Source organism: Streptomyces sp. NTD91 (assembly GCF_059510455.1).
In genome coordinates this window covers 1-14,805 of record NZ_JCAJZW010000083.1, presented here as the reverse complement: position 1 = coordinate 14,805, position 14,805 = coordinate 1, and the positions used below count along the sequence as shown (strand labels likewise).

9 protein-coding genes are annotated in these 14,805 nt (G+C 74.4%); 1 reads left to right on the top strand and 8 read right to left on the bottom strand.

The annotated features are described in order from the left end of the window. Both AC5WRT_RS38015 and AC5WRT_RS38010 read right to left on the bottom strand, forming a co-directional pair. Positions 1-3,268 (bottom strand): type I polyketide synthase (locus AC5WRT_RS38015; RefSeq protein WP_496101060.1); only part of this gene is annotated, 3,268 nt, incomplete at its 3' end. A gap of 215 nt (positions 3,269-3,483) precedes the next feature. Then, on the bottom strand, positions 3,484-4,869 hold the full coding sequence (locus AC5WRT_RS38010) for a cytochrome P450 (RefSeq protein WP_496098754.1): 1,386 nt from the start codon (positions 4,867-4,869) through the stop codon (positions 3,484-3,486). 396 nt (positions 4,870-5,265) lie between these two features. Here AC5WRT_RS38010 and AC5WRT_RS38005 point away from each other — a divergent pair, with 396 nt between their 5' ends. Then, complete coding sequence (locus AC5WRT_RS38005) at positions 5,266-6,045, top strand: VC0807 family protein (protein ID WP_496098753.1); 780 nt, start codon at positions 5,266-5,268, stop codon at positions 6,043-6,045. Between the two features lie 318 nt (positions 6,046-6,363). Here the strand turns inward: AC5WRT_RS38005 and AC5WRT_RS38000 are convergent, their stop codons facing one another. From AC5WRT_RS38000 to AC5WRT_RS37975, 6 genes are all read right to left on the bottom strand, one after another. After that, on the bottom strand, positions 6,364-7,602 hold the full coding sequence (locus AC5WRT_RS38000) for an NAD(P)/FAD-dependent oxidoreductase (protein ID WP_496101059.1): 1,239 nt from the start codon (positions 7,600-7,602) through the stop codon (positions 6,364-6,366). Beyond that, complete coding sequence (gene rfbB, locus AC5WRT_RS37995; RefSeq protein WP_496098751.1) at positions 7,599-8,588, bottom strand: dTDP-glucose 4,6-dehydratase; 990 nt, start codon at positions 8,586-8,588, stop codon at positions 7,599-7,601. The genes AC5WRT_RS38000 and rfbB overlap by 4 nt, the downstream gene beginning before the upstream one ends. After that, a complete protein-coding gene (locus AC5WRT_RS37990; protein ID WP_496098750.1) occupies positions 8,585-9,652 on the bottom strand; it encodes a glucose-1-phosphate thymidylyltransferase in 1,068 nt (355 codons plus the stop codon). The genes rfbB and AC5WRT_RS37990 overlap by 4 nt, the downstream gene beginning before the upstream one ends. 44 nt (positions 9,653-9,696) lie before the next feature. Then, the gene (locus tag AC5WRT_RS37985; protein WP_496098749.1) at positions 9,697-9,891 is read right to left on the bottom strand and encodes a ferredoxin; all 195 of its coding nucleotides are present in this window, start codon (positions 9,889-9,891) and stop codon (positions 9,697-9,699) included. Positions 9,892-9,953: 62 nt separating this feature from the next. Next, positions 9,954-11,204 carry an activator-dependent family glycosyltransferase gene (locus AC5WRT_RS37980; RefSeq protein ID WP_496098748.1) on the bottom strand — a complete coding sequence of 417 codons (1,251 nt, stop codon included), beginning with the start codon at positions 11,202-11,204 and terminating at the stop codon, positions 9,954-9,956. Beyond that, on the bottom strand, positions 11,201-14,805 hold a 3,605-nt coding region (locus AC5WRT_RS37975), incomplete at its 5' end, for an SDR family NAD(P)-dependent oxidoreductase (protein WP_496101058.1). The genes AC5WRT_RS37975 and AC5WRT_RS37980, both read right to left, overlap by 4 nt.

Here is a 14,805-nt window from a genome sequence, read left to right as displayed (position 1 = left end):
GGTGATCGCGGTCGGCGGCTGGGGAGAGGTGCTCCTCCAGGTGACCCGCCACCGCTTCCGGTGTCGGACGGTCGAAGAGCAGGGAGGCCGGAAGGCGCAGCCCGGTCGCGGCCCTGAGCCGGTTGCGCAGGTCGACGGAGGTGAGGGAGTCGAAGCCCAGGTCCTTGAAGGTGCGCCAGGGTTCCACCTGGTCCGCCGAGTCGTGGCTGAGGATGGCGGCGGCGTGGGTGCGGACCAGGTCCAGCAGGGCCGCGCGGCGCTCGCGCGGAGACAGCCGGTCGAGGCGGGCCCGCAGCGCCGAGGTCGCGTCCTCGACGCCCTCGAAATCCTCGACACCCTCGATGTCCTGGACGCCTTCGGCGCCTTCCCCGTCGACGTCGGCCGTCCGCGGCCCGGCCGGGGTCACCCCGGTCTGCGGGGCGGTGCTCGTGTCGGGCAGCCAGTGGCGGCGGCGGCGGAAGGCGTAGGTGGGCAGGTCCGTGCGGCGGGCGCCGTGCGCGGTGAGGACGGGGGTCCAGTCGACGGGCAGGCCGGCGGTGTGGAGTGCGGCGAGCGCCTCGAGGAAGGCGCGGGCGCCGGTGCGGTCCTTGCGCAGGGCGGGGACGGCGAGGACGTCGTCGGTGTCCAGGGTCTGCTCGGCGAGGGCGGTCAGGGTACCGTCCGGGCCGAGTTCGACGAGGTGACGGACGCCCTGGGCCTGCAGGGTGCGGATGGCGTCGGCGTACCGCACGGTGTGGCGGACGTGGCGGCTCCAGTAGTCCGGGGAGGTCAGTTCGTCGGGGGTGGCGGTGCGACCGGTGACGTCGGAGACGATGGGCAGGGCCGGCCGGCCGTAGTCGACGCCGGCGAGCACCGTGCGGAACTCGTCGAGCATGGGGTCCATGAGCGGCGAGTGGAAGGCGTGGCTGACGCGCAGGGCCGTCACCTTGCAGTCGAGGGCGCGGAAGTGGGCCGCCACCTCCTCCACGGCGTCGGCGGCACCGGAGACGACGACCGCGGTGGGGCCGTTGACCGTCGCGATGCCGAGCCGGTCCTGCCGTCCGGCGAGCAGGGTCAGCACCTCGTCCTCGGTGGCCTGGACGGAGACCATGGCGCCGCCGTCGGGGAGCGCCTGCATCAGCCGGCCGCGCGCGACCACGACGCGGCAGGCGTCGGTCAGGGACCACAGGCCTGCCACGTGCGCGGCGGCGATCTCGCCCACGGAGTGTCCGAAGAGCACATCGGGGCGCAGCGCGAAGGACTCGGCGAGGCGGAACAGGGCGACTTCGAGGGCGAAGAGCGCGGGCTGGGCGTATTCGGTGCGGTCCAGGCGGTCGGCGTCCTCGCCGAACACGATCTCGCGCAGGTCGAAGGGGAGCTCGGCGTCGACCGCGTCGAAGGCCTGCCTGAACACCGGGTACGTCTCGTACAGCTCGCGGCCCATGCCGAGGCGCTGCGAGCCCTGGCCGGCGAAGAGGAAGGCGGTGGTGCCCTCGTTCGGGGCCGTGGCGGATGGTTCGGACACTCCGGTGACGACGTCGGGGGTCGGGGTGCCGGAGGCCAGTGCCGTCAGGCCGCGCAGCAGGGCCTCGCGGTCCGTGCCGAGGACGACGGCGCGGTGCTCGAAGCGGGTCCGCGTCTCGGCGAGGGAGTAGGCGACGTCGGCTGCGTCGGCGGCGGGGTGGGCCGCCAGGTGGGAGAGCAGGCGCTCGGCCTGGGCGCGCAGGGCCCTGTGCGTCCGGCCGGAGACGATCCAGGGCAGGGGCGCACGGCCGGTGTCGGGCAGGGCCGCGCCGGTCGCGTGGCGCGCCGTCGTGTCCGTGCCGTCCGTGCCGTCCGTGTCGTCCGCGGCGGCCGCCGAAGCGCCACGGCCTTGTTCGGGCCGCCCGTCCGCTGTGCCGGCCGGTTCGGTGCCGGGCCATTCCTCCAGGACCACGTGGCAGTTGGCGCCGCCCATGCCGAACGAGCTGACGCCGGCCCGGCGTGGCGTGGACCCGCCCGGCCAGGGCCGGGGCGCGGTCGCGACGCGCAGGTTGAGGTCGCCGAGGGGGATGGCGGGGTTGGGCTGCTCGTGGTTGAGGCTGGCGGGGATGCGGCCGTGGCGGAGTGCGAGCACGGTCTTCACCAGTCCGGCGATGCCGGCCGCGCCCTCCAGGTGCCCGATGTTCGTCTTCACCGAGCCGACGAGCAGGGGGCCGCTCGTGCGGGCGCGTCCGACGACGGCGCCGAGGGCGGCCGCCTCGACGGGGTCGCCGAGCCGGGTGCCGGTGCCGTGAAGTTCGACGTACTGGACCTCGGACGGGTCGAGGCCGGCGTCGCGGTAGGCGAGGCGCAGGACCTCCTCCTGACCCTCGCGCAGGGGGGCGGTGAGGCCGTCGCCGCCGCCGTCGTTGTTGGTGGCGGTGCCGCGGATGACACAGTGGACGCGGTCGCCGTCGGCCAGGGCGCGGGCGAGGGGCTTGAGGAGGACGAGGGCGCCGCCCTCGCCGCGCACGAAGCCGTTGGCGCGGGCGTCGAAGGTGAAGCAGGCGCCGTCCGGGGAGAGCGCGCCGAAGCCGGCGCAGGCGAGGTCGCTGTCGGGGGCGAGGGTGAGGTTGACGCCGCCGGCGAGGGCGAGTTCGCTCTCGCCGCGGCGCAGGCTCTCGCAGGCGAGGTGGACGGCGACGAGCGAGGAGGACTGGCCTGCGTCGACGGTGAGGCTGGGGCCGCGCAGGCCGAGGACGTAGGAGAGGCGGTTGGCAATGATGCCGCGGTTCAGGCCGCTGAGGGTGTGGCGGCCGACGGCGTCGGGGCCGAGGCGGCGGGCGAGGGCGGCGTAGTCGTCCCAGATGGCGCCGACGAAGACGCCGGTGCGGCTGCCGCGCAGCCGGCCGGGGACGACGGCCGCCTCTTCCAGGGCCTCCCAGCCGAGTTCGAGGACCAGGCGCTGCTGGGGGTCCATCGCCGCGGCCTCGCGCGGTGAGATGCCGAAGAAGCCGGCGTCGAAGCGGTCGACGTGGTCGAGCCAGCCGCCGCGGCGGGGGGTCGCGGGCGTGGCGGGGTCGGCGACGGCGGCGAGGGAGCCGAGGCGGTCGGCGGGGGTTTCCGTGACGGCGCTCTCGCCCTCGAGGAGCAGGCGCCAGAATGCGGCGGGGCCGGAGGCCCGGGGAAAGCGGCAGGAGACGCCGACCACGGCGATCGCGTCCCGCGGGGCCGCCGTCGCGCCGTCCTGGGCGGAGTGCGTTCCGGGGATGTCCGCGCCCGCGCCGCCGGAGTCCGCCGGACGGGATTCCCGACGGGGTACCGACACGTTTTCCCGTGCGTGTGCGTCTTCTGGCACCACGGCCACTGCCTCCGCCCTACGGATCCAGCTCATTTTCTGGCCGCGCGTTCCGGCCGGATCCGACTGCCGCGCCATCCGCGGGACAATCGGTGGTTGCGATGCTTGTCATACTGGCGGCTGCCTGCGAGGGAGTCCCGCAGGCAGCCGGCGATCTAGGGAGACTTCTACTAGTTCGGCGCTGGTCAGCGGCCGTTCACGGTCCCTCGGCGCCTGCGGTGGGCGACCATTTCCAGGCCTCCGCGGGGCTGGAGGGTGAAGTCGCTCGTGACGCGGTCCGGCGGGTTGCCGACGGCCTCGAACTCCCAGTGCCTGCTGAGGGTGGCCAGCGCCATGACGCCCTCCATCTGGGCGAAGACGTTGCCGATGCACTGACGGGGTCCGGCGCCGAAGGGCAGGTAGGCCAGCTTGGGGCGGCCGGGGACCTTGGCGTGCCCGGTGAGCGGGTCGTCGGGGTCGGGCTCGGGCAGGAACCGCTGAGGCGCGAACCGCTCCGGCTCCGGCCACCAGGTGGCGTCGCGGTGCAGGACGTACGGGCTGACCATCAGGACGCCGTTGCGGGGGATGTGGTAGCCGTTGGCCGTGTAGTCCTCCAGGGCGCGCCGTACGAGGACCCAGGCCGGCGGGTACAGGCGCAGCGCCTCGGAGTACACGGCGTCGGCGAACTGCAGCCTGGGCAGGTCGGCGACGGTGGGCAGGCGGTCGCCGAGGACCTCGTCGATCTCGGTGTGCAGTTTCTCGCGGATCTCCGGGTGGGTGCCGAGCAGGTAGTAGGCCCAGGTGAGGGCGCCCGAGGAGGTTTCGTGGCCGGCCATCAGCAGGGTGATGGCCTCGTCGCGCAGCTCGAGGTCGGTGAGGTGTTCGCCGGTGTCGGCGTCGGTGACGGTGAGCAGCACGGACAGCAGGTCCTCGCCGTCGCCGGGGCCGTTGCGGCGCTCCTCGATCATGCCGTAGACGATGTCGTCGACGGCCTTCAGGCCGCGCTTGAACTGCCGGTTGGCGCGCAGCGGCAGGCGCAGCAGGATCTTGCCGAAGGGGCTCAGCTCCCAGCGCAGCGGGCCGCCCTCGCGGGGGAAGGCGGTGCGGATGCGGTCGGCGGCCTCGCTGTCGAGGGAGACGTCGAAGAGGGTGCGGGTCACCATGCCGAGGGCGAGTTCGTACATCGCCTCGTGGAAGTTGAACCGCTCCCCGTCGGTGAACTTGGCGGCGGCCTCGTCGGCGATGGTGGCGAACGCGGTGCCGTAGCCGGCGATGCGCTGGCGGTGGAAGACGGGCTGGATCAGCCGCCGCTGCCGGCGGTGGTGGGTGCCGACGCTGGTCACCAGGCCTTTGCCGAGGACGCGTTCGAGGGTGGAGCCCCAGTCGTCGGGGCCGGGGCCGGTCTTCTGGGCGTCCTTGTCGAAGCGCCGGCTGGAGGCGATGATGACGTCCTGGACGACGTCGAAGTCGCTGACGAGGAACGCGTCGGTCTTCCCCATCGGGACGCGGACCAGCGGGCCGTGTTTGTCGCGCAGGCCGGTGAGGTAGCGCGGGACGTTCCGTACGACCTCGCGCATGTCCTTCAGCCGCATGGGGCCGGGCGCTGGAATGGCTTCCGTCGGCGCAGGCGACTCGGGAGTTGTTCGAACGTCGGTCACGGATGTCTCCTGGGTCAGCGGAGGGTGACGGGGCTCAACGCCGAGCCAGCTGGGCAGAGTTCGGGGTTCTGCGGCCGCGGCGGGACGGGCGGGTCGTGTGCACGGGGTCGACCTGGCGCCCGACGCTAGCACCGGGGTGCTGCGGGCCCGGTGGGTCGCCGTCGAGGTCTAGGGAATTCCAAAGGGTTGGCCCGATGCGGTCGGTCGCCGTGGGCCGTCGGCGGGGTCCGCACGTACGCTGACGCGTGGTGGCCGCTTCCGCCGTTCCGGAGCCGGAGGCGCGGGCCGCCCGGCAATCGTTCGAGTACGGTTCCGTTGGACGGAGAGCGCATGACCAGCGGCGGAAGCACCCTGCCGGACCGGCCGACCCCCGACCGCCCCGCCCGCGGCGGCGACACCCCGCGTGCGGCGTCCGACTCCTCTTCCGGGCCGCCGGTGCTGCTGACCGTCCTCGTGGACTTCGGTGTCCCGATCGGCCTGTACTACGGCCTGACGGCGGCCGGAGTGGGCGACGTGCTCGCGCTGACGGCGGGCGCGGTGGTGCCCGCGGTGGCGACGCTGCTGCGTTTCGCGCGGACCCGGCGGGTGGATGTGCTGGGCGTGTTCGTGACGGTCATGCTGGTGCTCAGCATCATCGTGTCGGTGGTCGGCGGCGGCCCGCGGCTGCTGCTGCTGCGCGACGGATGGCTGACCGGCGTGGCCGGAGCGGGCTTCCTGGTGTCGCTGCGCGGCAGACGGCCGCTGGCGTTCGGTTTCTCCAGGCGGCTGCTGGAGCGGCGGGCCTGGGGCGGCCGGGACTGGGACGAACTGTGGGACGAGGAGCCGCAGTTCCGGCGGATCTGGCGGGTCACCACGGTGATGTGGGGCATCGGCCTGCTCGTCGACTCCGGCGTCCGCACGCTGATGGCGTACGCCCTGCCCGTGCACCTGGTGCCGGCCCTCAACGGCGCCCAGTACGGCGTGTTCACGCTGCTGATGCTGGTGATCGTGAACATCTACCACGCGCGGGCCGGTCTGTGGCTGATCCTGTCCCCCGACTCCGGTTCCCCGACGCGCGACGGCGGCCGCGGTACGGCGCCCGCGCCCGGCAGCGGCCACGACCACCTCTGACCCGGGCGGTCCGCCTCCCTTCCACCTTCGCCTCCCGCCTTCCCCGTCCGTCCTGCGCCGTGCCGAGCGCGTGTGCCGGCCTGCCTCGCACGCGGGCGGCTCGGCGTCGACTCGCCCGCACTTGGTGCGCGGGTGGCGCCGGCTTGCGGCGAGCCGGGCTGCGTGAGCGGACTCCGTGAGCGGGCTCGGCCGGGTCAGCGACCCGATCGCAGATACGACCGCGCCTGCGGGCCCGTGGGAGGCGCGTCCGGGTGACCGCCGTGGAGCCTGGGGCCGCCCCTGGCCCCGGCCTGGCGGGGCCGGCGCCACGGGCGGCCCTCACGCCTCCGTCGCGCCCGCCGGTGCCGGCTCGGGTGGGCGGTCCGTCGGGAGTTCCCCGGTCTCCACGGCCGCGCGCAGTCGCAGCGCCTCGCGGGGCATGTTGACCGCGACGGCTCCCAGGACGCGGTCGGCGGCGCAGTACACGGCGGTGAACTTCCGTTCGGCGGGGTCGCCTTCGAGGACGTGGCAGCGGCCGGTGCCGGCGAGGTCACCGAACACCTGGATCTTCAGGTCGTGCTGGTCGGTCCAGAAGGACCGCAGCGGTGCGAAGGGGCGTGCTGCGGAGCCGGCGAGGATGTTGCGGGCGACGGCCACGGCCTGTTCGGTGGCGTGCGTGCGGTGTTCCACCCGTCGGCGCCGGCGGGTGCGCGGGTCGGGCCGGCTGGCCACGTCGCCCACGGCCCACACGCCGGGCTCGGCCGCGCAGAGCATGTCGCAGACGACGCCGTCGTCCACGGGGACGCCGCTGCCGTGCAGCCACTCGGTGTTGGGCACGGAGCCGGTGGCGACCAGCACGACGTCGGCGGGCAGCACGTCGCCGTCGGCCAACTGGACGCCGGTCACGGTGCCGCGGTCGGCGGTCACGGCGGTCACCCGGCCGGGGTGGACGCGCAGCCCGAGGTCCCGGTGGGTGGCGGCGACCAGGGCGGCGGCCTGCGGGCCGAGCAGGTCGAGCAGCGGCACGGGCGCCGGGCCGAGCAAGGTGACGTCGGCGCCGAGGACGCGGGCCGCGACGGCGGCCTCGGTGCCGAGCAGCCCGGCGCCGGCCACCACCAGGCGCGGGCCGGCGAGGAGGGCCTCGCGCAGGCAGAGGGCGTCGTCGAGGGTGCGCAGCACGTGCACGCCGGCGGGCGCATCCGGCCGGTCGGGGTCGTCGGTGCGGGGCAGTCGCCGGGGCCGTACGCCGGTGGCGACGACGACGGCGTCGGCGTGCAGCCGGGAGCCGTCGGCGAGGTGCACCGTGCGGCCGGTGCGGTCCAGGCCGGTGACGGCGCTGCCCAGGCGCAGCTCGACGGCGAGCCGGTCGTACGCCTCGCGGCTGCGCAGCCGGATGCGGTCCGGTTCCCAGCGGCCGGTGAGGATCTGCTTGGACAGCGGCGGCCGGTCGTAGGGCGGGTGGGGTTCGGCGCCGACGAGGGTGAGGCGGCCCTCGTAGCCCTGGCGGCGCAGGCTCTCGGCGGTGGTGGCGCCGGCGGCTCCGGCGCCGACGACGACGATCTCCTTCAGCTCGCTCACCGCGTCACCCCGGGGGTCGTCTTCAGCGGTTCCCACCAGGAGCGGTGGGTGCGGTACCAGTCGACGGTCCGGGCGAGGCCGGTGGTGAAGTCGGTGCGGGGCCGGTAGCCGAGTTCGTCGCGGATCTTGGTCCAGTCGACGCGGTAACGGCGGTCGTGGCCCTTGCGGTCGGGGACGTGCTCGATGCGGTCGGGGCCTGCGCCGCAGGCGTCGAGGAGCAGGTCGGTGAGTTCCCGGTTCGTCAGCTCCGTGCCGCCGCCGATGTTGTAGACCTCGCCGGCCCGGCCGCGGGTGCGGACCAGCTCGATGCCGTGGACGTGGTCGTCGACGTGCAGCCAGTCGCGGAGGTTGCCGCCGTCGCCGTACAGGGGGACCTTCAGGCCGTCGAGGAGGTTCGTCACGAACAGCGGGACGACCTTCTCGGGGTACTGGTGCGGGCCGTAGTTGTTGGAGCAGCGGGTGACGCGCACGTCCAGGCCGTGGGTGCGGTGGTGGGCGAGGGCGACGAGGTCGGAGGAGGCCTTGGACGCCGAGTACGGCGAGTTGGGCAGCAGCGGGCTCTGTTCGGTCCAGGCGCCGGTGTCGAGGGAGCCGTACACCTCGTCGGTGGAGACGTGCACGAAGGTGCGCACGCCGTGCCGCAGGGCCGCGTCGAGCAGGGTCTGGGTGCCCAGGACGTTGGTGCGCACGAACGCGGCGGAGTCGGCGATGGAGCGGTCGACGTGGGACTCGGCGGCGAAGTGCACGACCTCGTCGTGGCGGGCCATGAGGTCCTCGACGAGTTCCCGGTCGCAGACGTCGCCCTTGACGAAGGCGAACGCGGGGTGGCCTCGGACCGCGTCCAGGTTGGCGGGGTTGCCCGCGTAGGTGAGCTTGTCGAGGACGGTGACGGCGACGTCGGCCGGCCCGGTGGGGCCGAGCAGGGTGCGCACGTGGTGGGAGCCGATGAATCCGGCGCCGCCGGTCACCAGAATGCGGGCGGTCATGAGGAGATCTCCACCCGCCCGTGGTCGCCGATGACGAGCCGGTGGGCGGCGGGCACCCGCTGGCCGAGGGAGACGTGCACGTTGCGGCCGACGAGGGAGCGCTCCACCCGGCGGATGCTGTCGAAGCTGGACTCGCGCAGGACGATGGAGAACTCGATCTCGCTGTTGCGGATGGCGCAGTCCTCGGCGATGGAGGTCGACGGGCCGATGTAGGAGTCCTGGACGAGGGTGCCGGAACCGATGATTGCGGGTCCCACGATCCGGGAGCCGCGCACGGTCGCGCCGGCCTCGATGCGGACCCGGCCGACGATCTCGCTGGCGTCGTCGACGTCGCCGTCGACCCGGTACTCCAGCAGGTCGAGGAGACGGCGGTTGACGTCGAGGATGTCGGCGGCGTTCCCGGTGTCCTTCCAGTAGCCGGTGATGACCGTGGTGCGCAGGTCGCGTCGGCCGTCCAGCAGCCACTGGAGGGCGTCGGTGATCTCCAGTTCGCCGCGCGGCGAGGGCTCGACGGCGCGTACGGCGTCGTGGATGACCGGGCCGAACAGGTACACGCCGACGAGCGCCAGGTCGCTGCGGGGCCGGCTCGGCTTCTCCTCCAGCCGCACCAGGCGTCCCTGCTCGTCGAGTTCGGCGACGCCGAAGGCGGACGGGTCGGGGACGCGGGTGAGCAGCAGCTGGGCGTCGGGGCGTGTCTTGCGGAACTCCTCGACGGCGTCGTTGATGCCGCCGAAGACGAAGTTGTCGCCGAGGAACATCACGAAGTCGTCGTCGCCGAGGAAGTCCCGGGCGATGAGCACGGCGTGGGCGAGGCCCAGCGGGGCCTCCTGCCGCAGGTAGGTGACGTCGATGCCGAAGTCGGAGCCGTCGCCGACGGCCTGCCGGATCTCGGCCTCGGTGTCACCGACGACGATGGCGACGTCGGTGATCCCGGCGTCGGCGATCGCCTGGAGGCCGTAGAAGAGGATGGGCTTGTTGGCGACCGGCACCAACTGTTTCGCGGAGGTGTGGGTGATGGGCCGCAGCCGGGTCCCGGCACCTCCCGACAGCACGAGAGCCTTCACGGTTTCCGTCCCGCCTTACGTGTCGTCGGTGAAGGGGCCGGCCGTCAGGGCTGGATCTCGATGGCGCCGGACGGGCAGATCAGCTCCGCCTCGGTGACGGCGGCGTGCAGATCCTGCGACGGCTCGGGCTGCAGCAGTTCGACCAGGCCGTCCTCACGGCTCTGGTCGAAGACGCCTGCGGCGGCGAGCACGCACTGACCGGCTCCGACACAGCGCTCACGGTCCACGGTGATCTTCATGGTGTCTGTCCTGTTCCTGTGTTCTCAGTAGGGCAAGGGAGTTGAAGGGCGCGGCGGGCCGGTCAGCTGACCTCCGCCAGCCGTTCGAGGGACGCCACCACCTCGGCCGGGCTCGGCATGGCCGCGCAGTGGGCGCGCACCCGCCGGGCCGCGTCCGCGGCGTCGGTCCCGCCGGTGAGCCGGCGGATGTGGTCGCGGACGTTCTCCGCGGTGGCGTCGCGGTGGTGCAGGTAGACGCCGGCCCCGGCGCGCTCGAGGGCGCGGCCGCGCAGTTCGTGGTCGGAGACGAGGGTGGAGAGCATCAACTGGGGCACCCCGGCGACCATGGCGGCGGCGAAGCTGCCGTAGCCGCCGTGGTGGATGAGGGCCGAGCAGCTCGGCAGCAGGGTGTGCAGGGCGACCGAGTCGACGGCGCGGGCGTTGTCGGGGACCGAGGTGAGCTGCTCGCGCTGGGCGGGCAGCAGCGCGGCGACGACCTCGACGTCCTCGTCGGCCAGCGCGTCGAGGATCTCGGGCACGGACACGTAGTCGCCGCCGTAGTCCTCGGTGTTGGAGGCGCCGAGGCTCAGGCAGACCCGCGGCTTCTTCGGGGCCTCGCGCAGCCAGTCCCACACCACGGCGCGCCCGTTGTACGGGACGTGCCGCATGGGCAGTTCCCGCGAGGCCGTCGGGACGGACAGGGCGGACGGCAGGGTGCTGATCGTGGCCTGACCGTGCAGCATCTCCTCGTCGCAGGAGAACCCGAACGGCTCGCACCGGGCCGCGAGCCAGTCGGCGAGCGGATCGACGCGTTCGGATGCGGGCTGCTCCGCCATGAGTTCCAGATAGGTCTGCCGGGTACGGCCCCACACGTCGGCGCACCACATCAGCCGCACGTGGGCCGCGCCGCCGATGCGGGCGGCGACGGCGCCGGCGTAGGCGAGGGGGTCGCGCACCACGAGGTCGGGCCGCCAGCCCTGCGCGAAGGCAGCAAGGTCGTCGATCATGGAGTCGTTGTAGACGGCGAAGGCGTACGGGACGCTGAGTTCGTAGCGTTCCTTCAGCTCGGCCCAGTCGACGTCGGCGCGTTCGCAGCGGCTCCAGTTGGCCGTGCGGTAGTCCTGCGACTCGCGGTAGGCCGCCATGTCGCGGTGGATGGCATGGTCGCTGCCCACGGGTACGGCGGTGAGTCCGGCGCGGGTGATGGTCTCGGTGGCCATGGGCTGGCTCGCCACGCGGACCTCGTGGCCGGCCGCGGTGAGCGCCCACGCCAGGGGTGCCATCAGGTAGATGTGGGACTTCTCGGACAGGCTGACGAACAGGACCCGCATCATGCTCCCTCGGTTCGGTGGGCCGGTTCCCGGTCGGCGGTGTACGGCGGCAGGACCGTGTCGATCCAGGTGGTGAGGGCGCCCGCGGTGGTGGCGGCGTGCGACTCCATCATCGTGAAGTGGTTGCCGGGCACGTCCACCACGCGGTCGGCGCCGTCCCAGGAGCTCTGCCACTCCCCCGGCTCGCCCCCGGCGACGGTGACCGGGGGCTCGCTCGGCCGCACCAGCAGCACCGGCACGGACAGGGCGCCCGGATCCCACTCGCCGATCATGTTGATGTACCAGCTCATTGCGGACAGCCGGTCGGCGTCCATGGCCGCGAACATCGACTCCCGGTCGAACATCCCGACGAGCATCTCGGCCGAGAAACGGGTGAACGGCGAGTCGGCGCGCGGCATGTAGGTGTCGAGCAGCGCCACTCCGAGCGGGGGCCGGCCGGCCTTCTCCAGGTGCCGGGCGGCGGCCAGGGCGAGGACACCGCCGGAGGAGGAGCCGGTGAGGACGAAGGGCCTGCCGTCGGCGCAGCGCAGCGCCCATGCGGCCTGGGTGCGGGCGACGGTGTCCAGCGCGGCGGGCAGGGGTTCGCCGCGCCCGAAGCCGGGGGTGGGCAGCGCCCACACGTCGCGGCGTCCGCGGAACGCGGAGGCGAACCGCGCGTACTGGTGGACGCCGGCCAGTGCCACGTAGGAGCTGAAGCAGACCAGCGGGGCGCCCTCGTCGCCGGCGGCGAGCCGCAGTCCGGCGCCGGTGAGCCCTTCGGGTGTGTCGAACGTGGGCCGCAGTTCGGCGACCGCCTGCAGCAGGGCGAAGCCCTCGTCGACGCGGCCCTGCCGACAGGCGGTGCGGAACAGCGCGCCCACAGTGTCCTCGGGGCGCGCGCCGGAGCGCCCGGGCTCCCCACCGGCCCCGTCCCCGGTGGCCGTGTCCGGGTCGGCGTCCGGGGCGAACCGCCCGGCGAGGTCCGCGGCGAGCGCCTGCGGGGTGTCGACGTCGAAGACGAGCGTGGGCGGCAGACGCAGGCCGGTCAGCGAGGCGAGCCGGTTGCGCAGTTCGACCGCGGTGAGCGAGTCGAAGCCGAGTTCCGCGAACTGCCGGTCGGTCGGCACCTCGTCGGTGGTGTCGTGCCCGAGGACCACGGCGACCTGCTCTCGGACCGCGTCCACCAGCACGGCGAGCCGCTGCGCGTGGTCGAGGCCGGCCAGCCGAGCGGCCGGCGTCCGCCCGCCGTCCGTCCCCGCGGCCGCGGACCGGCGGGTCCGGGGGCGGGAGGCGGCGGGCGACTGTCGTGCCAGGGCCACCACGGCCGGGTCGGGTGCGCCGAGCGCCCGGTCGAGGAGGGCGAGGCCGTCGTCGGTGCTCAGGGGCAGCATGCCGTTGCGGGCCATGCGCTCCCGGTCGGCGGCGGCCAGGCCGGCGGTCATCCCGCTGTCGGCGGCCCACAGCCCCCACGCGACGGACGTGGCGGCCAGGCCCCGGGCCCGGCGGTGCCGGGCGAGCCCGTCGAGGAACGTGTTCGCGGCGGCGTAGGCGCCCTGCCCGGCCGCGCCGAAGGTGCCCGCGGCGGAGGAGAACAGCACGAACGCCGAGAGCTGTTGATGTCGCGTCAGTTCGTGCAGCAGCCAGGCGGCGTCCGCCTTCGGCCGCAGTACGGCGTCCAGCTGGGCGTCCGTCAGCGACGCCAGCGTGGCGTCGTCGACGACTCCGGCGATGTGCAGGACCGCGGTGAGGGGCCGGTCCCCGGGGACCTTGGCGAGCAGCGCCTCCAGGTCGGTCCGGTCGGCGACATCACAGGCGACCAGGGTGGCGTCCGCTCCGTGCGTGGCGAGGTCGGCGAGCAGGGCATGGGCGCCGTGTGCGTCGGCGCCGCGCCGGGACGCCAGCAGCAGGCTGCGCGCGCCGTGGACGGTGACGAGGTGCCGGGCCACGAGGCCGCCGAGCGCGCCGGTGGCGCCGGTGACGAGGACGGTGCCGTGCGCGGGGAAGGGGGTGTGGGAGTCGACCTGACCCTCGGTCGCCGAGGTCTCCGCCTCGTCCGCTGCCGCTGCCGTTGCCGTTGCCGCTGCTCGGGCGAGCGGGTCCAGGCCGGGCAGCAGCAGTGTTCCGGCGCGGAGCGCGGCCTCGGGGTGGGTGGCGGCGACGGCGGCCGTGACGGCTTCCTCGGCGCCAGGTGTGCCGGCCGTGTCCAGGTCCAGCAGGTGCAACCGGTCGGGGTGCTCGAGCTGGGCGGACCGCACCAGCCCCCACAGGGCGGCGGCGGGGACGTCCGTCACGTCCTCGTCCGGCGTGGTGCCGAGCGCACCCCGGGTGACGAGGACCAGGCGGGAACCGGCGATGCGGTCGTCGTCCACCCAGGCGCGCAGCAGGTCCGCGGCCGTGCCCAGCACTTCCCGGGCGGCCTGCGGCGCGGGCGTTCCGGGGGCGGAGCGGAACGAGGTCAGGACGACGGGAGGCGGCGCGGTGCCGGTGTCGACGGCCGCCGCGAGGGAGGCGAGGTCGGCGTAGCACTCCAGGTGCACGCCGGACGCGTCGAGCGTCTCGGCGAGGCCGCCGCCGCCCTCACCGAGCAGGGCCCAGCGCACGCTCTCCGGTGCCGGGGCGACGGGCTGTGGGTCGGCGGGGCGCCAGCGCTGGACCAGGAGCGGCGGCGCCGTGCCGGCCGCTGTGGGGCCGGGCGCGCCGGGGAGCTGTCCGGCGGCGATCCGGCGCAGGACGAGCCCGTCGGCCGTGACGACGGACCGGCCGTCGGCTCCGGTGACGGACACCGCGTACGCGTCGGGGCGTTCGCCGGGGACCAGGTGGACGCGGAGCGCGCTCGCGCCGCTCGTGCGGAGGCGTACGCCGTGCCAGGCGAACGGCAGGGTGGCCGCCGCTTCTGCGTCGGCGCCGTCGAGTGCGCGGACGAGCAGGGTCTGCACGGCCGCGTCGAGCAGCGCGGGGTGGATCGCGTACCGGGCGGCCTCGGCACGGTGCGCCTGCGGCAGGGCGACCTCGGCGAACAGTTCGCCCTCGCGCCGCCAGACCCGGCCGAGTCCACGGAAGGCGGGCCCGTAGGCGAAACCTCCGGCCGTGAACCGCTCGTACCAGTCACCGTCCTCACCCGGCCCGCCGGGTTCGACCGGCTGGGCGTCCGGCGGCGGCCAGGCGCCGGCGAGGTCCGCGTCGGCGGCGGGCTCCGTGTCCGGCCCCTCGGCGAGCAGGCCCTGCGCGTGCCGGGTCCACGGCTCGTCGGGGCCGGCGTCGGCGGAGCGCGAGTGAACGCCGAACGTCCGCCGTCCGTCCTCGTCCGGGCCCGCGAGCGCCAGCTGGAACCGCACGGCGCCGCGCTCGGGCAGCACCAGTGGGGTCTCAAGGGTTAGTTCGGCGACCTGCCCGAGACCGACCTGGTCACCGGCGTGCACGGCCAGTTCGAGGTAGGCGGTGGCCGGCAGGATGGTCCGGTCGAGCACCCGGTGGTCGGCGAGCCACGGGATCGTGCGCGGGGACAGCAGTCCGCTGAACACCAGCCCGCCGGTGTCGGCGACCCGTACGGCAGCGGACAGCAGCGGATGCCCGGGCCGCTCCAGCCCGGCCGCGGTGACGTCACCCGCCTGCGTGGAGGCGGGCA